Genomic DNA, 14,700 nt, shown 5'->3' with positions numbered 1-14,700 from the left:
CGGGGCGGGGCCGGGGCCGGTAGGGGACAATGGTGGAGGCGGCCGCCACGATACCTTCCGGAATATTCGGCGTCCCCTCCCGGTTCTTAAAAGCATATTTATCTGTCCGATCCATCCGGCCTCTCCCGGAAAATCTCTCCGAAAAGACGAATGACAACCACCACACACGCCCCGGCGCCGACCAAGTCCGGCACCCGTCACGTTGCCTTGGCAATCATTGCCCTCGCGATGGGCGGCTTTGGCATCGGCACCACGGAATTCACCATGATGGGCCTGCTCAAGGAGATCGAACAGGGCCTGAACATCAGCACGCCCGAGGCAGGTCACCTGATTTCGGCCTACGCCCTCGGCGTCGTGATTGGCGCGCCGGTGCTGGCCGCGGTCGGGGCCAAACTCCCGCGGAAGTATCTGGCCCTCGGGCTCATGCTTTTCTTCAGCATCGCCAACCTCAGTTCCTTCCTCGCCCCGGACTACGGCTCCATGCTGGTGTCCCGGTTCGCCGCGGGACTCCCCCACGGCGCCTTCTTCGGGGTTGCGGCCGTGATTGCCGCCTCCCTGGTGGCGCCGACCAAGCGGGGCTGGGCCATTTCGATGGTCATGGCCGGGCTGACGGTGTCCAACGTCATTGGCGTCCCCTTCGCCACCTGGCTGGGCCAGAGCTACGGGTGGCGGCTGCTGTTCCTGCTGGTGGGCCTGATCGGCATCATTACGCTGTTCATGCTGTGGAAGTTCGTCCCGTTTCAGAAACCGCACGCCGATGCCAGCTTCCGCAGGGAGCTCGGCGCGCTCAAGCGGCTGCAGGTGTGGCTTGCCATCCTGGTCGGCATCGTCGGCTTCGGCGGGTTCTTCGCGACCTACACCTACATTTCGCACACCATGACCTCCGTCGCCGGCCTCCCGGCGGCCTGGCTGCCGCTGGTCGTGGCCCTGTACGGCGTGGGCATGGTGGTGGGCAACATCGTTGGCGGCCGGATCGCCGACAAGTCCGTCATGGGCACGATTTACTGGGTCCTGCCCGGCACGGCGGTGGCACTCGTGGTTTATGCCGTGGGCGTCCACTGGGCCTGGTCCGCGCTGGTCATGGTGTTCGTCGTTGGCGCCGCCGGGTCCATGCTCGTTCCCGCCCTGCAGACCAGGCTGCTCGATGCGTCCCCTGATGCACCGTCGCTGGCCTCCTCGCTGAACCATGCTGCGCTCAACGTCGCCAACGCGCTCGGTGCCTTCCTGGGCGGCCTGGTGATCGCCTGGGGCTGGGGCTACGTCGCCCCCGCGCTCGTGGGCGCCGTCCTGGCCGTGCTGGGTCTCGGGGTCGCCGCCTTCAGCGGCGCAGTGGAACGCCGGCGGCCGCTGGCCTCCTAGCCACCCCGCCACCCGCCAGAACAGCCGCGGCCGAACAGGCGCGGCCGCGGTACCCCGCCAACGGCAGAGGAAGAGGCCGCGGCAGCAGGGTGCAGATGCTGTAAATAGAACAGCAGTCCTGTCCAGTGATGCACTGGGCAGGACTGCTGTTTTGTTGAGGGGCTGCCGTTCCATCTGGCGGCTGCCGTTCTCCCTATGGGCTTCTGTTCTCCCTGTGGGCTGGGCGGCTCAGGGGGCGCTGACGCGCTGCACATCCGGTTCCAGGTAGATGACCCGGGCAATCGGGACGGCTTCCCGGACCCGGACCTCCGCGTCATCAATCGCCTTCGCAATGTCCTGGCCCGAGTCCGAGCGGCCGATGCTGATCTTGGCCGCCACCAGCAGCTCCTCGGGGCCAAGGTGCATGGTCTTGAGGTGAATGATGCTGGTGCCGCCGGCCTCGATCGCGCTGCGGATCTTGGCGACGTCATCGCGGGTGGCCGACTCGCCCAGCAGCAGGGACTTGGTTTCCATGGCCAGCACCACGGCGATCGCCACGAGCAGCAGACCGATCATCGCGGTGCCGAGGGCGTCCCAGATGCCGTTCCCGGTCAGGAGCGTCAGGCCCACGCCGAAGAGCGCGAACACCAGGCCCACGAGGGCGCCGAAGTCCTCGAGCAGGATCACCGGGAGTTCCGGCTGCTTGGCGTTGCGGATGAACTTAACCCAGCTCTGCTTCCCACGCAGGGGGTTGGATTCGATGATCGCTGTCCGGAACGAGAAGGACTCGGCAATGATCGCGCCGATCAGGACGGCCAGCGGCACCCACCAGAAGTCACCTTCGATGGCGTGCGGGTGCTGGATTTTTCCCCAGGCCTCGTACAGTGCGAACAGGCCGCCGACGCTGAAAAGCACAATCGAAACGATGAAGGCGTAGATGTAACGCTCGCGGCCGTAGCCGAAGGGGTGCTCGGGGCTGGCTTCCCGCTTTGCGCGTTTGCCGCCGAGCAGGAGCAGCAGCTGGTTGCCGGAGTCTGCGAGGGAGTGAATCGCCTCGGCCAGCATGGACGAGGACAGCGTCAGAAAGTAGGCGACGAACTTCAAAACGGCGATGGTCAGGTTTGCGGCCAGCGCCGCGAGAATCGCCTTGGTACCGCCATTTGCAGCCACGTGAGCTTCTCCTTATGGGGTTCTTCCGGGGTGTATGCGAACACCGGAAGAACCCAGCGCCCACAAGGAATACCGTACCGGTTTCCGGGCCGGCGCCGAACCGCGGCGGGGACCAACGCTGCCACGTAACGATTGGGTAGTCCCCTGCTGACAAGCAATCCGCCCTATGTTAGCTTGAAGCCATATTCGGTATTCACAATTTGGATGCCGAAAAATATGTAGGAGGAGACATGGGCTTTCTTGGCTGGATCATTCTCGGACTCATAGTGGGTGCAATCGTCAAGGCACTCTTGCCCGGCAGGGTCGGTGGCGGCTGGGTTACCAGTCTCGTGCTCGGCGTCGTCGGCGCGATTGTTGGCGGCTGGATCGGGGACCTGCTGTTCGGCGGCGGCAAGATGGAATTCTGGAATCTCGGTTCCTGGCTCCTGGCCATCGTCGGTGGCCTCGCGGCCGCGTTCATCTACGGCGCCATCACAGGGCGCAACAAGACCACCACCTAATTCTTCAAGGCACTGGCCGCACACTTTGTGTGGGGGCGACAGTGACACTACGACGGCGGGGCTCACCATTCGGTGGGCCCCGCCGTTCGTTTGGCCTGCGTTTTTCGGACAGGAATTCCTGCCGGACCCGCTGGTTTCCTGCTGAGCGGCTAGGGGGTTTGCTGGGAGCGGGCGCTGGCGTACAGGCAGACAGTGGCTGCGGTGCCGAGGTTCAGGCTTTCCGCTTCCCCGTACACCGGCACGGCCACCCGGTGGTCGGCCAGCGCGATCTCGTCCTCGGACAGGCCTTGGGCCTCGTTGCCGAAGAGCCAGGCGGTCGGCTGTTCCAACGCGTACACCGATTCGGCGGCGGATGCCCCCAGGCGGCGGGCCGCGTTCTCGTCCTGGAGACGGTCCAGGTCCAGTTGTCCCTTGCCGTCCGCGGCCAGCACGCCGACGCCACGCTCCCGGCAGCGGGCCACGACTTCCTCGACCTCCGCGCCGAGGACAACGGGCAGATGGAACAGGGAACCCGCCGTCGACCGCACGGCCTTGGGGTTGTAGATGTCCACGCTCGAGCCGGTCAGGATGACGGCGTCGGCGCCGGCGGCGTCGGCCGCCCGCAACACGGTGCCTGCGTTGCCGGGGTCCCGGACCTGGCACAGGACGGCAATCAGCCGCGGGCCGGTGTCGAGCACGTGCTCAAGGCTCACGTCCAGGAAGCCGCAGACGGCAATGATGCCCTGTGGGGTGACGGTGTCCGCCATCGCAGCGATCACTTCGTCGGTTGCGAGGTGCGCGTGGGTTCCCTCGGCCAGCTGCTCCAGCTCCGGGTGGCGGTCCAGGCAGGCCTCGGTGGCGTACACCTCATAGACGATGCCGGGCTCCCCCGCGGCGATCCTCTTCCGGTGCAGGACCAAAGCCTCACGGACCGCCTGCGGGCCTTCGGCCAGGAACTCGCGACGCTTTAAACGGGCCGGGCGCCCGGCAAGCTGTGCCACCTTCCTCATCCGATCAGCTCGGGGGTTGGAGAGTGGAAAGTCTTGCGGGCGCCCGGTTTCGTTCATATAAGAACCTTAGTGGCTATTCCAGCCGGCTCTTGAACGAGACAGTCTTTCAACTGCGGGAGGAACTACTTTGCAGCCTCGTCGGCGGCCTTCTTGGCAGCAGGCTTCTTCGCGGGAGCCTTCTTGGCAGCCTTGGGAGCCGGGGCAGCCTCAGCCTGGACGGCCGGAGCGGACGTGTCGGCAGGCAGCGAGTCCTTGGCGACCTTGACCAGCGCGGCGAAGGCGTTGGCGTCGGAAACGGCCAGCTCGGCCAGCATACGGCGGTCAACCTCAACCTCAGCGGCCTTCAGGCCCTGGATCAGGCGGTTGTAGGTCAGGCCGTTGGCGCGGGATGCAGCGTTGATGCGCTGGATCCAAAGACGGCGGAAGTCGCCCTTCTTCTTCTTACGGTCACCATAGCTGTACACAAACGAGTGCAGCAGCTGCTCTTTTGCCTTGCGGTACAGGCGTGAACGCTGTCCGCGGTAACCCTTTGCGCGTTCGAGGATAACCCGGCGCTTCTTGTGGGCGTTAACCGCCCTCTTCACACGTGCCACGTGCGTACTCCTTAGAAAATTTCTGATCCCAAGCGTCTACTGCCGGAACGGTCCGGCTGGCCTGAGAAGCCTTTTTGGTAGTTGACTGCTGCCAGGTGGCGAACAGTCAGAGAACTTGGAACTTAGATGCCGAGCATCTTCCGGATGACCTTGGCGTCGCCCTTGAAGACGATCTTGTCGCCGGCAAGGCGACGGGTCAGCCGGGAGGACTTGTGCTCGAGGTAGTGGCGGCGGTTGGCCTGCTGGCGGCGCAGCTTGCCGGTACCGGTCAGCTTGAAGCGCTTCTTAGCACCGCTGTGGGTCTTCATCTTCGGCATGGGAACCGATCTCCTTACGTATCCGCAGAAAAGTCTGCAGCTCTTTCGTGCAGCCACCCCTGCGGGCGGCGTGCTGGTTGCCTGCTGCCGGACATTGCTGTCCGGCAGCCGTGAACTAGTTGGTCTTCTTGGTGCCAGGCTTGGCGGCTGCCCGGGGGGCGGCCGGCCGTGCGGCGGGCTTCGGCGCTGCGGGCCTGGGTACCGGCTTCGGAGCAGCAACCGGCTTCGGTGCTGCTGCCGGAGCGGCTGCCTTTTCCTCGGGAGCCTTCGCTGCTGCCGGGGCCGGAGCGGCCTTCGGAGCCGCGGGAGCCTTGGCTGCTGCCGGCTTCTCGGCCGCCTTCGGAGCCGCCGGAGCCTTCGCTGCTGCCGGCTTCTCGGCCGCCTTCGGAGCCGCCGGAGCCTTCGCTGCTGCCGGTTCCTCGGCTGCCTTCGGTGCGGCTTCCGCCGGCACGTCCTGGGCGGGGGCCTCGTCGGCCTTGGTCTCTTCGACCGGAGCCGCTTCAACCTTGGCTTCTTCAACCTTGGTCTCTTCGACCTTGGCTTCCTCGACCTTGGTCTCTTCAACCTTGGCTTCTTCGACGGGGGCCTCCGCTGCGGGTGCCTCCGGCGATACGACGTAGCCTTCCGGCAGGAGGTCCGACAGCGTCTGGGTCAGCGGGGCGTTGCCACCGGAGACATCGACGCGTCCCGAAGCCTTGGCTTCGTTCTCAGCCTTGGCTTCTGCGCGCTGCGTTGCGCGGCGGGCCTCCGCCTTGGCTTCGGCTTTGTTCTTCAGCGGGCCAACCACCATGACCATGTTGCGGCCATCGATGCGCGGGCTGGACTCCACCACACCAACTTCGGCGACGTCGTCGGCGAAGCGCTGGAGCAGGCGGATGCCCATCTCGGGGCGCTGCTGCTCGCGGCCGCGGAACTGGATCATGGCCTTGACCTTGTCGCCGGCACCGAGGAACCGGAGCGCGTGGCCGCGCTTCGTTTCGTAGTCGTGGGTGTCGATCTTCAGGCGGAAACGGATTTCCTTCAGGACCGTGTTGGTCTGGTTCTTCCGGGCCTCGCGTGCCTTGACAGCGGCTTCGTACTTGTACTTGCCGAAGTCCATCAGCTTGCACACCGGAGGCTTCGCCTGCGGTGCAACTTCAACGAGATCAAGATCGGACTCGGCAGCCAAACGCAGGGCATCCTCAATACGGACAATTCCTACTTGTTCGCCTGCAGGGCCGACCAGCCGCACCTCGGGGACGCGGATACGCTCATTGATTCTTGGCTCGCTAATGTTAAAGCTCCTGTGTTCGTGAGGGGTATTCCACCGGCAAAAAGAGAAGGCCCCCAATTGCCGGAGCAATCGAAGGCCTCGAGATCGGAACTGCCGCCCTCAAGGGGGCGGCATGCACTTCCTGCGGACCGGAGTCCGAGGTAGTGCCCGACCAGGTACCCGGCAACCTTGACTCCTGGACAGGAGGGGCTTCCCGAAGGAAGTTTCGCGGCTGACGCGGGTGGGAGAGAACTCCGCTTGCAAACTAAAGCCAACTCTACAGAAAGACACCCGTTCAACGCACGTATGCGTCGCCGGGCGCCAACTTCAGTGACAAGCACTGCCAGTCAGAACACTGCATTCTATAAAAGCTTGAGAATAACGACATTTAGTCGGTCTGTGACAAGCTTACCAGCATGAGCACTTCAGATAGTAATTCCCACGTCTTCGAGCCCGCGGCAGCCCAGGCGGACGTCTCGCAGCAGATCCGCGACATCTCGGAAGTCCCCTCCATCGAGGTCATCACCACGGCCGCCGTGCACCTGATGAGCGCCGCCGCGGTAAAGCTCGGCCTCGCCGCCGAGGAAAATGCCCAGGACCTCAAGGACCTGGACGAGGCCCGCAAGCTGATCACCGCCCTCGCCGGTCTGGTGACCGCAGCGGCGCCCGAAATCGGCTCACAGCACGCTGGACCGTTGCGCGACGGACTCCGTTCGCTTCAGCTGGCCTTCCGCGAAGAATCGATCATCCCGGACGCGCCGGGCAAGGGCCCGGGCGAGAAGTACACCGGCCCCGTCAACTAAGCACCCGTCAGCCAGGACAACGCCGGCGTGCGGACCACCCAGGTCCGCCCGCCGGCGTCGTTATTTTCCGTCCGCAGGATTTGCCGTTCACAAAGCCCGGGCGCGTGCCCGGAGTGGCGCAATGGCGGCAGGCCCGCGTTCAGACGCGGGCCAGGCGGCTGCGCCGGACCTGTTGCAGGGCCAGTCCCACCAGGCAGAGGGCCACGCCCGCCAACCCCACTGAGACGAAGCCGGCCGACGGGCCGATGAGGTCAATGAACAGCCCGGCAAGCGGCGCGCCCAGGGCCACTCCGCCGGTGAGCGATGACCCGTACCAGCCCATCGCCTCGCCACGCCGGCTTTCATCCACCAGTTCGGCCACCTTTTCCGAGGCCGCGGACAACACCGGCGCGCACAGCAGACCCGGCAGCAACGCGAGCAGGCTGAGCGTCCAGACGTCGGTCGCGAAGGCCATCGGGACCGTCAGCGCTGACATCCCCAGCAACAGGAGGATCGGGGAAACGGCCCGGTGCATGGCACCGTAGAGGACGCCGCCCACCACCGAGGCCGCGCACCAGAAGAGGAACACGATGCCGATTTCGGCCTGGTGGCCGCCGGTCTGGAGCGCCGCGACGATGCCGACGTCGGTGCCGCTGAGGACCATGCCGGCACCGGCGCCGACGGCAAACACGGCGGCTACGGCGGCGGTGAACCAGCTGAAGTTGTGGATGACCCTGTGGCGCAGGCCGGATCCCCGCCGGCGGCGCTCCTCGGCGGCGGCCGCCAGGGGTGCCAGTTCGGCTGCTGCCTCCTGCAGGTGGGCCGGCGCGGCGGCGACCACTGCGGCTTCCGCGCACTCCAGCTCCTGCGCCTCAAGCCCGGCGTCCGGGGAAGCACTCCGGGTGGGCGGGTTGAACCACATGAGGAAGAGCCCGGAGACGGATGTGGCCACTCCCACGACTGTCAGGCCCAGGACGGACTGGCCGCTGGTGGCGACGACGGCTCCGACGGCCGGGCCGATCATGAAGACCAGCTCGGTGGCGATGGCGTCGAGCGCAAAGGCAGTCCGGCGCTGTTCCCCGGGGGCCAGAACGCCCAGCGACTGCCGCACCACGCTGAAGATGGGCAGAGTCAGCAGGCCCCCGATGAAGACCAGGGGCAACAGGGCCTCGTAGGACACGTGCGGCACGATCGACCAGATCACGGCCTCGGAGACCACAGACGGAATCAGCGCCTTTCGCAGCCCCACGGTGTCGACCCGGCGTCCGCGCCAGGGCGCGCCGACGGCGATACCGATCGTCATCACGGCGGCGGCCGCTCCGGCGGCGGCGTAGCCCTGGCCGAGGGTCAGGACGATGTGCAGGGTCAGCAGGACGCCGGCCGCCGAGTGCGGTATGCGGGCGATCATGCCGACCAGCAGGAGGCGCCTGATGGGCCGGATGGCCAGCAGCTGACGGTAAAGCGCGAAATTCACGGACTATATCCTTCTGGTACTGCCCACGGCAGCACCGGGAGGTCCCCCCGTTGGGCCGTCAGCTATGGTGCTGCACGCTGCAGCTTGACCTCGATCGAATCAACCCGCTCGGCAAAGATTTCATTCCGGGCCCAGGCGTTATTGAGGCCGGCGACGATCGACTGCACGCCGGCGGCGTCGAGACCGTCTTCAAGGTAGAGGACCACACGGAGTTCCGGGCCGGCTCCCCCACCGGGGAGCCGCCTGCCATCGGCCGTGGCCGAGGCAACTCCACCCCCCGGATGAATTTCAACACGGCGGACCGCCGGAAAGCCAACCGCGCCTTCCCCGAGTGCACCCGCGAGATCGGGGTCGGCGTATGACGGCGTCCATGGCTGCTGCTGGGCGAGGGCCCAGACTGCCGGCCGGCGGACCACGAACGTCACTTCCGAGCCGGGATCGAGCACGAGCAGCTCCGCCCCTTCCGCGACCGCTGACAAGGCGGCCCGGGCCGCGTACACGGCGACCGGCCTGGCCTCCGGGTGCCACGCCGTCAGTGACGCTGCCGAGGTGAACACCGGCATGGCCGTCCGTCCGTCCGGCGCCTTGAGCGTCACCAGGGCCATGTCGGCCTGCTTGTCCGAGTGCAGCGGATCCCCGTTGGGCCCGGCCGCGGCCTCGCCCTCTTCGGCGAGCTGGGCGAGGATTGGCACGAACACCCGGGCGGTGGCCAGCGCGGCCACCACGGCCGCCTCGTCGCCAGTGCCCGCGGCGAGGTCGGACAAGGCCGCCAGATAGCCGGCGTCGGCGGTGCCGTCGTCGTCGTCGAAATTATGGATCTTGGCGTCATTGCCGGACAGGCTGCGCCCAGCCCAGGGTTGGCCGGCGGAGTCCGTGGCCCCGCCGGCGCCGGCAAGGGCCGCCGCGATATGCCCGGGCAGATGCCGGATGGGACCGGCCCCGGTCCCTGCCTGCACTGTCTCGTGGGGGTTATTGGGGTCGTGGGTGTCGTGGGAGTGCGTCATGGGCGCCTTCGCCGCTAGCGGCGGCCGGCGACGTCGAGGGCCTCGGGCAGGGTGAAGTTGCCGTTGTAGAGGGCCTTGCCGACGATGGCGCCTTCGACGCCGAGCGGCACCAGGGAGCGCAGGACCTTGAGATCCTCGAGGCTGGAAATGCCGCCGGAGGCGACCACCGGCTTGCCCGTTTTCTCGACCATCTGGCGCAGGAGTTCGACGTTGGGGCCCTGGAGCGTGCCGTCCTTGGTCACATCGGTCACGACGTACCGGGCGCAGCCGGCGTCCTCGAGGCGGCCGAGCACGTCCCAGAGGTCCCCGCCTTCCTTGGTCCAGCCCCGGCCGGCGAGGGTGGTGCCGCGGACATCCAGGCCGACGGCAATCTTGTCGCCGAAGCGCTCGATCACCCGGGCCGTCCATTCCGGGTTTTCCAGTGCCGCCGTGCCCAGGTTGACGCGTGCGACGCCGAGGTCGAGGGCCTTCTCAAGGGATTCGTCGTCGCGAAGGCCGCCGGAGAGCTCCACCTTGATATCGAGCCGGCCGACGACCTCGCGCAGGAGCTCGGCGTTGGAGCCGCGCCCGAACGCGGCGTCCAGGTCGACCAGATGCACCCACTCAGCCCCCTGCTGCTGCCAGTTGAGGGCGGCCTCCAGCGGGGTGCCGTAGCTCGTCTCGCTGCCGGCTTCGCCCTGTACGAGCCGGACGGCCTGTCCGTTGACGACGTCGACGGCGGGCAGGAGCTCGAGTACGGGCAGCGGGGTTTCGGTGGTCATCGTGGAGTCCTCAGCTTGGGGATGGGGGTGGGGAGGGGCGGTCAGGACGCCGGCAGGGTCAGGAGGTAGGCGGCCAGCAGTGACATGCCGGCGAGGATGTAGAAAACGATCTGCACCCAGAGCGGACTTTTCTGCTGGCGGAAGGAGATCCCGCCGCCAACCAGCAGGCCGGCCACGCCCATGAGCACCAGGGACCACATCTAGGCGGTCCCTTCCGGGGCTGCGGTACGGTCCGGGGCTGCGGGGCGCAGGCTTTGGACCCAGTTGCGCAGCAGCCGGGCGCCGGCGTCGCCGGACTTCTCCGGGTGGAACTGGGTGGCACACAGCGGGCCGTTTTCCACGGCCGCGATGAACGGGGCACCGTGGTCGGACCAGGTCACCAGCGGCGCAGCCATCCGCGGCTGGATGACGTCGAAGTCCCACTTCTGGACACCGTAGGAGTGCACGAAGTAGAAGCGCTCGTCCTCAACCCCGGCGAAGAGCCTGGACCCTTCGGGGACGGCGACGGTGTTCCAGCCCATGTGGGGCACGACGTCGGCAGGCAACAGTTCCACCTTGCCGGGCCACTCCCCCATGCCCTCGGCTTCGGTGCCGTGTTCGACGCCGGCCTCGAACAGCACTTGGAGCCCGACGCAGATGGCCAGCACGGGGCGGCCTCCGGCGACACGGCGGCCGATCATGCGGATGGCGTCAACGGCCTTGAGTTCGCGCATGACGGTTTCGAAGGCGCCGACACCGGGGACGACGAGGCCGTCGGCATTGAGGACATCCTCAGGCTTGGAGCTGAGGATGACTTCGGCGCCGGCCCGCTCCAGCGCGCGGACGGCGGACCGGACATTCCCGGAGCCGTAGTCCAGCACCGTAACTGTGGGCTTTCCCTGCGGGGAGACCGGCTTGGCCGCGGCGGCGGGGTCGATGATGGCCCCGTCGCGGAGCACCGGGCCGGTCACAAAGCACCCTTTGTCGACGGGATGCCCTCGACGCGGGGATCCGGCTCGACGGCTGCGCGCAGGGCACGGGCAAAGGCCTTGAACTGGGCCTCGACGATGTGGTGGGGGTCACGCCCGGCAGTGACGTTCATGTGCAGGCAGATCCCGGCGTGAAGGGTGATCGCCTCGAAGACGTGGCGGGTCAGGGAGCCCGTAAAGTGGCCGCCGATCAGGTGGTATTCCTGGCCTGCCGGCTCGCCGGCGTGGACCAGGTAGGGACGGCCGGAGACGTCCACGACAGCTTGCGCGAGGGCCTCATCGAGGGGAACGGTCGCCTCGCCAAAGCGGCGGATCCCGGCTTTGTTGCCCAGAGCGGTCCGCAGAACCTCGCCGAAAGTGATGGCCACGTCCTCGACAGTGTGGTGGACATCGATGTGGGTGTCGCCGGTGGCCTTGACGGTCATGTCGATCAAGGAGTGCTTGCTGAGGGCCGTCAGCATGTGGTCGTAGAACGGGACCGACGTGCTGATGTCTGAAACGCCGGTGCCGTCCAGGTTGATCTCGACCAGGACCGAGGACTCGCTGGTGGTCCGTTCCATGCGTGCGGTCCGGCCCTCGGCGGCGGTGGATCCGGTGGTGCTCATGTAGATGTGTCCTTTGGAAGAAGGCAGGGTGTTGGGCAATCTGGCGGGGACGATTGGGCTCCCCACCAAGTCTAGGCCTGCGGCTTTGCGGAGCCGGCCAGGATGAGTTCAAGTGCCTCCAGGAAGGCTGTGGTTTCTGTCTCAGTGCCGGCGGTGACGCGCAGGTGCCCCGGAATACCGACGTCGCGGATGAGGACACCGGCGTCCAGCATGCGCTGCCAAACCTCATGGGGGTTCTCGAGGCCGCCGAAGAACACGTAGTTGGAATCAGACGCGGCCGGGGTCAAGCCCAACCGCGTCAGTTCCGACACGATCCGGTCGCGCTGGCGCTTGATGTCCTCGACGTCCGCCATGAGCGCCTCCCGGTGGCGCAGGGCAGCCAGGGCCGCAGCCTGGGTGATGGCGGAGAGGTGGTACGGGAGACGCACCAGGCGCAGGGCATCCGCGACCTCCGGGGCCGCGGCCATGTAGCCGAGCCGCGCACCCGCGAGGGCGAAGGCCTTGCTCATGGTGCGCGAGACGATGAGCCGCTCCCGGCCAGGCAGCAGGGTGAGGGCACTGGGCGTGCCGTCGTGGGCGAACTCGTGATAGGCCTCGTCAACGATCACGATGGTCTGGCTGGCCTCGCCGGCCTCATAAACGGCCTCGACCACATCAAGGCCCAGCCCCGTGCCGGTCGGGTTGTTCGGGGAACAGAGGAAGACAATGTTGGGCTGAAGCTCGCGGACTTGCTGTGCCGCCGATTCCGCGCTGAGCCCATAGTCGGACGCGCGGACCCCGACGACGTACTCCGTATCCGTGCCGGAGGCCAGCAGCGGGTACATCGAATACGTGGGAGGGAACCCGAGGGCCGTCCGGCCAGGGCCTCCGAAGGCCTGGAGGATTTGCTGAAGGACTTCGTTGGAACCATTCGCGGCCCAGATGTTCTCCGCGTCCAGCCCATGGCCAAGGTATTCGGCGAGGGCTTCGCGCAATTCGGTGAATTCGCGGTCCGGATAGCGGTTCAGCCCGGCAGCGGCGGCGCTCACGGCTTCGGTAATCGCGGCGCGGACATCGGCCGGGACCCCATGGGTGTTCTCGTTGACGTTGAGCAGGATGGGGACGTCCAGCTGCGGCGCGCCATACGGACGCAGGCCACGCAGATTGGTTCGGAGGGGCAGTCGGTTGAGGCGCTCAAGCTGGTCAGTCACGTGACCAGTTTAAGTGGTAGCGGGACGGGCGCTGAAACTGTGACGCCCGCAACGGCACCCGGGGGTGGCTACTTGGACGGAACAAACAGTTGCTGGCCCGGCATCACACGCGCGGCGTCCAGATTGTTCAACTGCACGATATCGGCCACAACATCGCGGGGATCGCGCTCCGGGGCCACCGACCCGGCAATGGCCCAGAGGGACTCCCCCGGTTGGACTGTGACGGATACGGTCGGCGTCACCGAGAGCTGGTCTGCGGAATCTGCCGCTTTCGCGGGAGCGTTGAGGAATCCGCTGAAGGACAGGATGAACGCCGCCAGCAGAATCAGGGGGACGCCGAAAAAGACGAAGCGTCCGCGCCGGGTGAGCCGAAGCGGCGGCTGCTTGGTCCGGCCGCCGGAAACCGCGGCGGCGGCTCCTTGCTGCGCCCGCGACGGCGCGGAGCCGCGGCGCCTGGCGTTGAGCGGGTACACGTTGCCGTGACTGGAACCACTTTGGGCGAGGCCGCCTTGTCCGATGCTGCCGTGTCCGATGCTGCGGCGATCCGCTGCGCCACCCGGACCAACACCACGGTGGCGGGTCGTGACGCCCTGAATGTTAGTGCCGTCAAACGCGCTTGAAACTGACATGAACTGAGCCCTCCTGGACCATAAGTTGCCGCCCGGCGTACTCACGTACTCGCCGCCAACCGGCCGAACCTTCGAACATAGAACCGAACATTGCCTGCGAACCTAGATCGTCGGAATCGAACACATATTCGAATCTTACTTGTTCTGTTTTAGCACTTACTAACGAACGATGTCGAGACTCGCTAGAACAAATGTTTGAAAAAGGTCTGCGGCTGGCCTATTTTTGAGGGACAGGACAACCACTTTCGAACTCCCACTTTCGAACTACCAGTGGGAATTCATTCGTAGTTGATCAGCAGGGTCTGACATTTCAGGCCGGAAGTTCCCGGTGACAGCAGCCACGGCAGCCGGGCGGAACGGAAAGGCGTTGGCGAACATGGCAGCACAAGCCACCGGCGGCAGGGCCACCCCACGGAGCCCGCAGCCCGCCCGGGCCCCCAAGAGCCTCACCGTCCGGCAAAAGAAAATCCTGGAGACCATCCAGCGGTCCGTCACGGACAAGGGCTACCCGCCGTCCATGCGCGAAATCGGCGACACCGTCGGTCTCGCCAGCCTGTCGAGCGTGACCCACCAGCTCTCCCAACTGGAAAAGCTCGGCTACCTGCGGCGCGATCCGAAGCGGCCCCGGGCCATGGAAGTGCTCATGCCGCTGACCCTGGACGAGGGGGCCACACCGATATCTGGTATCGAGAAGTCCAGCCCCTTGCGGGCCGTCGGCGGCCTGTCGGTAACCGAGCTCGCCAGCGCCACTGACACGGCAATGGTGCCGTTCGTCGGACGCATCGCCGCCGGCGGGCCGATCCTCGCGGACCAGGTGGTGGAGGACGTCATGCCGCTGCCCCGCCAACTCGTGGGCCATGGCGAACTCTTCATGCTCAAGGTGGCCGGCGACTCGATGATCGACGCCGCCATCTGCGACGGCGACTGGGTGGTTGTCCGCCGCCAGGGTGATGCCGTGAACGGCGATATCGTTGCCGCCCTGCTGGACGACGAAGCCACGGTCAAGACCTTCCGCCAGCGGGACGGCCACACGTGGCTGTTGCCGCAAAACACCCAGTACGAGCCCATCCTGGGCGACCACGCCGTCATCATGGGCAAGGTCGTATCGGTACTGCGCTCCCTCTAAAC

General features: G+C 66.5%; 17 protein-coding genes. 4 read left to right on the top strand and 13 right to left on the bottom strand.

Annotated features, from left to right (window positions below):
• The first annotated feature begins 150 nt into the window (after window positions 1-150).
• On the top strand, window positions 151-1,359 hold the full coding sequence (locus tag AC1D1A_RS12215) for an MFS transporter (protein ID WP_223917209.1): 1,209 nt from the start codon (window positions 151-153) through the stop codon (window positions 1,357-1,359).
• 228 nt (window positions 1,360-1,587) lie between these two features.
• Here AC1D1A_RS12215 and AC1D1A_RS12210 read toward each other — a convergent pair whose 3' ends face one another.
• Entirely contained in the window at window positions 1,588-2,508 is a 921-nt protein-coding gene (locus AC1D1A_RS12210) for a cation diffusion facilitator family transporter (RefSeq protein WP_079551287.1), read from the bottom strand.
• A 230-nt stretch (window positions 2,509-2,738) separates the two neighbouring features.
• On the opposite strand from AC1D1A_RS12210, the gene AC1D1A_RS12205 reads away from it, so the two are divergent.
• Window positions 2,739-3,008: a GlsB/YeaQ/YmgE family stress response membrane protein gene (locus AC1D1A_RS12205; RefSeq protein WP_230010760.1), complete on the top strand. Its 270-nt coding sequence runs from the start codon at window positions 2,739-2,741 to the stop codon at window positions 3,006-3,008.
• 149 nt (window positions 3,009-3,157) lie between these two features.
• Here AC1D1A_RS12205 and AC1D1A_RS12200 read toward each other — a convergent pair whose 3' ends face one another.
• The 4 genes from AC1D1A_RS12200 to infC form a co-directional block, all read right to left on the bottom strand.
• Entirely contained in the window at window positions 3,158-4,054 is an 897-nt protein-coding gene (locus tag AC1D1A_RS12200) for a TrmH family RNA methyltransferase (protein ID WP_223917207.1), read from the bottom strand.
• A gap of 65 nt (window positions 4,055-4,119) precedes the next feature.
• Entirely contained in the window at window positions 4,120-4,590 is a 471-nt protein-coding gene (gene rplT / locus AC1D1A_RS12195) for a 50S ribosomal protein L20 (RefSeq protein WP_028277244.1), read from the bottom strand.
• A gap of 122 nt (window positions 4,591-4,712) precedes the next feature.
• Window positions 4,713-4,907: a 50S ribosomal protein L35 gene (rpmI, locus tag AC1D1A_RS12190; protein ID WP_003798720.1), complete on the bottom strand. Its 195-nt coding sequence runs from the start codon at window positions 4,905-4,907 to the stop codon at window positions 4,713-4,715.
• A gap of 115 nt (window positions 4,908-5,022) precedes the next feature.
• The gene (infC, locus tag AC1D1A_RS12185) at window positions 5,023-6,138 is read right to left on the bottom strand and encodes a translation initiation factor IF-3 (protein ID WP_476947815.1); all 1,116 of its coding nucleotides are present in this window, start codon (window positions 6,136-6,138) and stop codon (window positions 5,023-5,025) included.
• Between the two features lie 437 nt (window positions 6,139-6,575).
• Between infC and AC1D1A_RS12180 the strand changes: the two genes are divergently transcribed.
• The gene (locus AC1D1A_RS12180; protein ID WP_230010214.1) at window positions 6,576-6,962 is read left to right on the top strand and encodes a DUF1844 domain-containing protein; all 387 of its coding nucleotides are present in this window, start codon (window positions 6,576-6,578) and stop codon (window positions 6,960-6,962) included.
• A 139-nt stretch (window positions 6,963-7,101) separates the two neighbouring features.
• Here AC1D1A_RS12180 and AC1D1A_RS12175 read toward each other — a convergent pair whose 3' ends face one another.
• The 8 genes from AC1D1A_RS12175 to AC1D1A_RS12140 form a co-directional block, all read right to left on the bottom strand.
• On the bottom strand, window positions 7,102-8,415 hold the full coding sequence (locus tag AC1D1A_RS12175) for an MFS transporter (RefSeq protein ID WP_028277241.1): 1,314 nt from the start codon (window positions 8,413-8,415) through the stop codon (window positions 7,102-7,104).
• Between the two features lie 62 nt (window positions 8,416-8,477).
• Entirely contained in the window at window positions 8,478-9,419 is a 942-nt protein-coding gene (locus tag AC1D1A_RS12170) for an SseB family protein (RefSeq protein ID WP_476859033.1), read from the bottom strand.
• Window positions 9,420-9,433: 14 nt separating this feature from the next.
• Entirely contained in the window at window positions 9,434-10,180 is a 747-nt protein-coding gene (gene priA / locus AC1D1A_RS12165; RefSeq protein WP_079551296.1) for a bifunctional 1-(5-phosphoribosyl)-5-((5-phosphoribosylamino)methylideneamino)imidazole-4-carboxamide isomerase/phosphoribosylanthranilate isomerase PriA, read from the bottom strand.
• Window positions 10,181-10,221: 41 nt separating this feature from the next.
• Complete coding sequence (locus AC1D1A_RS12160; protein WP_164468561.1) at window positions 10,222-10,380, bottom strand: hypothetical protein; 159 nt, start codon at window positions 10,378-10,380, stop codon at window positions 10,222-10,224.
• Entirely contained in the window at window positions 10,381-11,130 is a 750-nt protein-coding gene (gene hisH, locus AC1D1A_RS12155; protein WP_476849458.1) for an imidazole glycerol phosphate synthase subunit HisH, read from the bottom strand.
• Window positions 11,127-11,753, bottom strand: a complete 627-nt coding sequence (gene hisB, locus AC1D1A_RS12150; RefSeq protein ID WP_476849457.1) for an imidazoleglycerol-phosphate dehydratase HisB — start codon at window positions 11,751-11,753, stop codon at window positions 11,127-11,129. The genes hisH and hisB overlap by 4 nt, the downstream gene beginning before the upstream one ends.
• Before the next feature lie 71 nt (window positions 11,754-11,824).
• Window positions 11,825-12,943 carry a histidinol-phosphate transaminase gene (locus AC1D1A_RS12145; protein WP_476872015.1) on the bottom strand — a complete coding sequence of 373 codons (1,119 nt, stop codon included), beginning with the start codon at window positions 12,941-12,943 and terminating at the stop codon, window positions 11,825-11,827.
• A 68-nt stretch (window positions 12,944-13,011) separates the two neighbouring features.
• Window positions 13,012-13,416 carry a LysM peptidoglycan-binding domain-containing protein gene (locus AC1D1A_RS12140; RefSeq protein WP_374208258.1) on the bottom strand — a complete coding sequence of 135 codons (405 nt, stop codon included), beginning with the start codon at window positions 13,414-13,416 and terminating at the stop codon, window positions 13,012-13,014.
• Between the two features lie 532 nt (window positions 13,417-13,948).
• Between AC1D1A_RS12140 and lexA the strand changes: the two genes are divergently transcribed.
• Window positions 13,949-14,698, top strand: a complete 750-nt coding sequence (lexA, locus tag AC1D1A_RS12135; protein ID WP_230008558.1) for a transcriptional repressor LexA — start codon at window positions 13,949-13,951, stop codon at window positions 14,696-14,698.
• Window positions 14,699-14,700 lie beyond the last annotated feature (2 nt).

This window comes from Arthrobacter sp. P1_B9, from assembly GCF_056406495.1.
Note: the sequence above shows the minus strand (reverse complement) of the source record. Positions and strands in the feature narration are given on the sequence as shown.

Bases quoted from the DNA above. Each gene is read 5' to 3' on its own strand.
- rpmI (WP_003798720.1), bottom strand. From the start codon at position 4,907: ATGCCGAAGATGAAGACCCACAGCGGTGCTAAGAAGCGCTTCAAGCTG.
- AC1D1A_RS12180 (WP_230010214.1), top strand. From the start codon at position 6,576: ATGAGCACTTCAGATAGTAATTCCCACGTCTTCGAGCCCGCGGCAGCC.
- AC1D1A_RS12215 (WP_223917209.1), top strand. From the start codon at position 151: ATGACAACCACCACACACGCCCCGGCGCCGACCAAGTCCGGCACCCGT.
- AC1D1A_RS12205 (WP_230010760.1), top strand. From the start codon at position 2,739: ATGGGCTTTCTTGGCTGGATCATTCTCGGACTCATAGTGGGTGCAATC.
- hisB (WP_476849457.1), bottom strand. From the start codon at position 11,753: ATGAGCACCACCGGATCCACCGCCGCCGAGGGCCGGACCGCACGCATG.
- lexA (WP_230008558.1), top strand. From the start codon at position 13,949: ATGGCAGCACAAGCCACCGGCGGCAGGGCCACCCCACGGAGCCCGCAG.
- AC1D1A_RS12200 (WP_223917207.1), bottom strand. From the start codon at position 4,054: ATGAACGAAACCGGGCGCCCGCAAGACTTTCCACTCTCCAACCCCCGA.
- priA (WP_079551296.1), bottom strand. From the start codon at position 10,180: ATGACCACCGAAACCCCGCTGCCCGTACTCGAGCTCCTGCCCGCCGTC.
- AC1D1A_RS12170 (WP_476859033.1), bottom strand. From the start codon at position 9,419: ATGACGCACTCCCACGACACCCACGACCCCAATAACCCCCACGAGACA.
- AC1D1A_RS12160 (WP_164468561.1), bottom strand. From the start codon at position 10,380: ATGTGGTCCCTGGTGCTCATGGGCGTGGCCGGCCTGCTGGTTGGCGGC.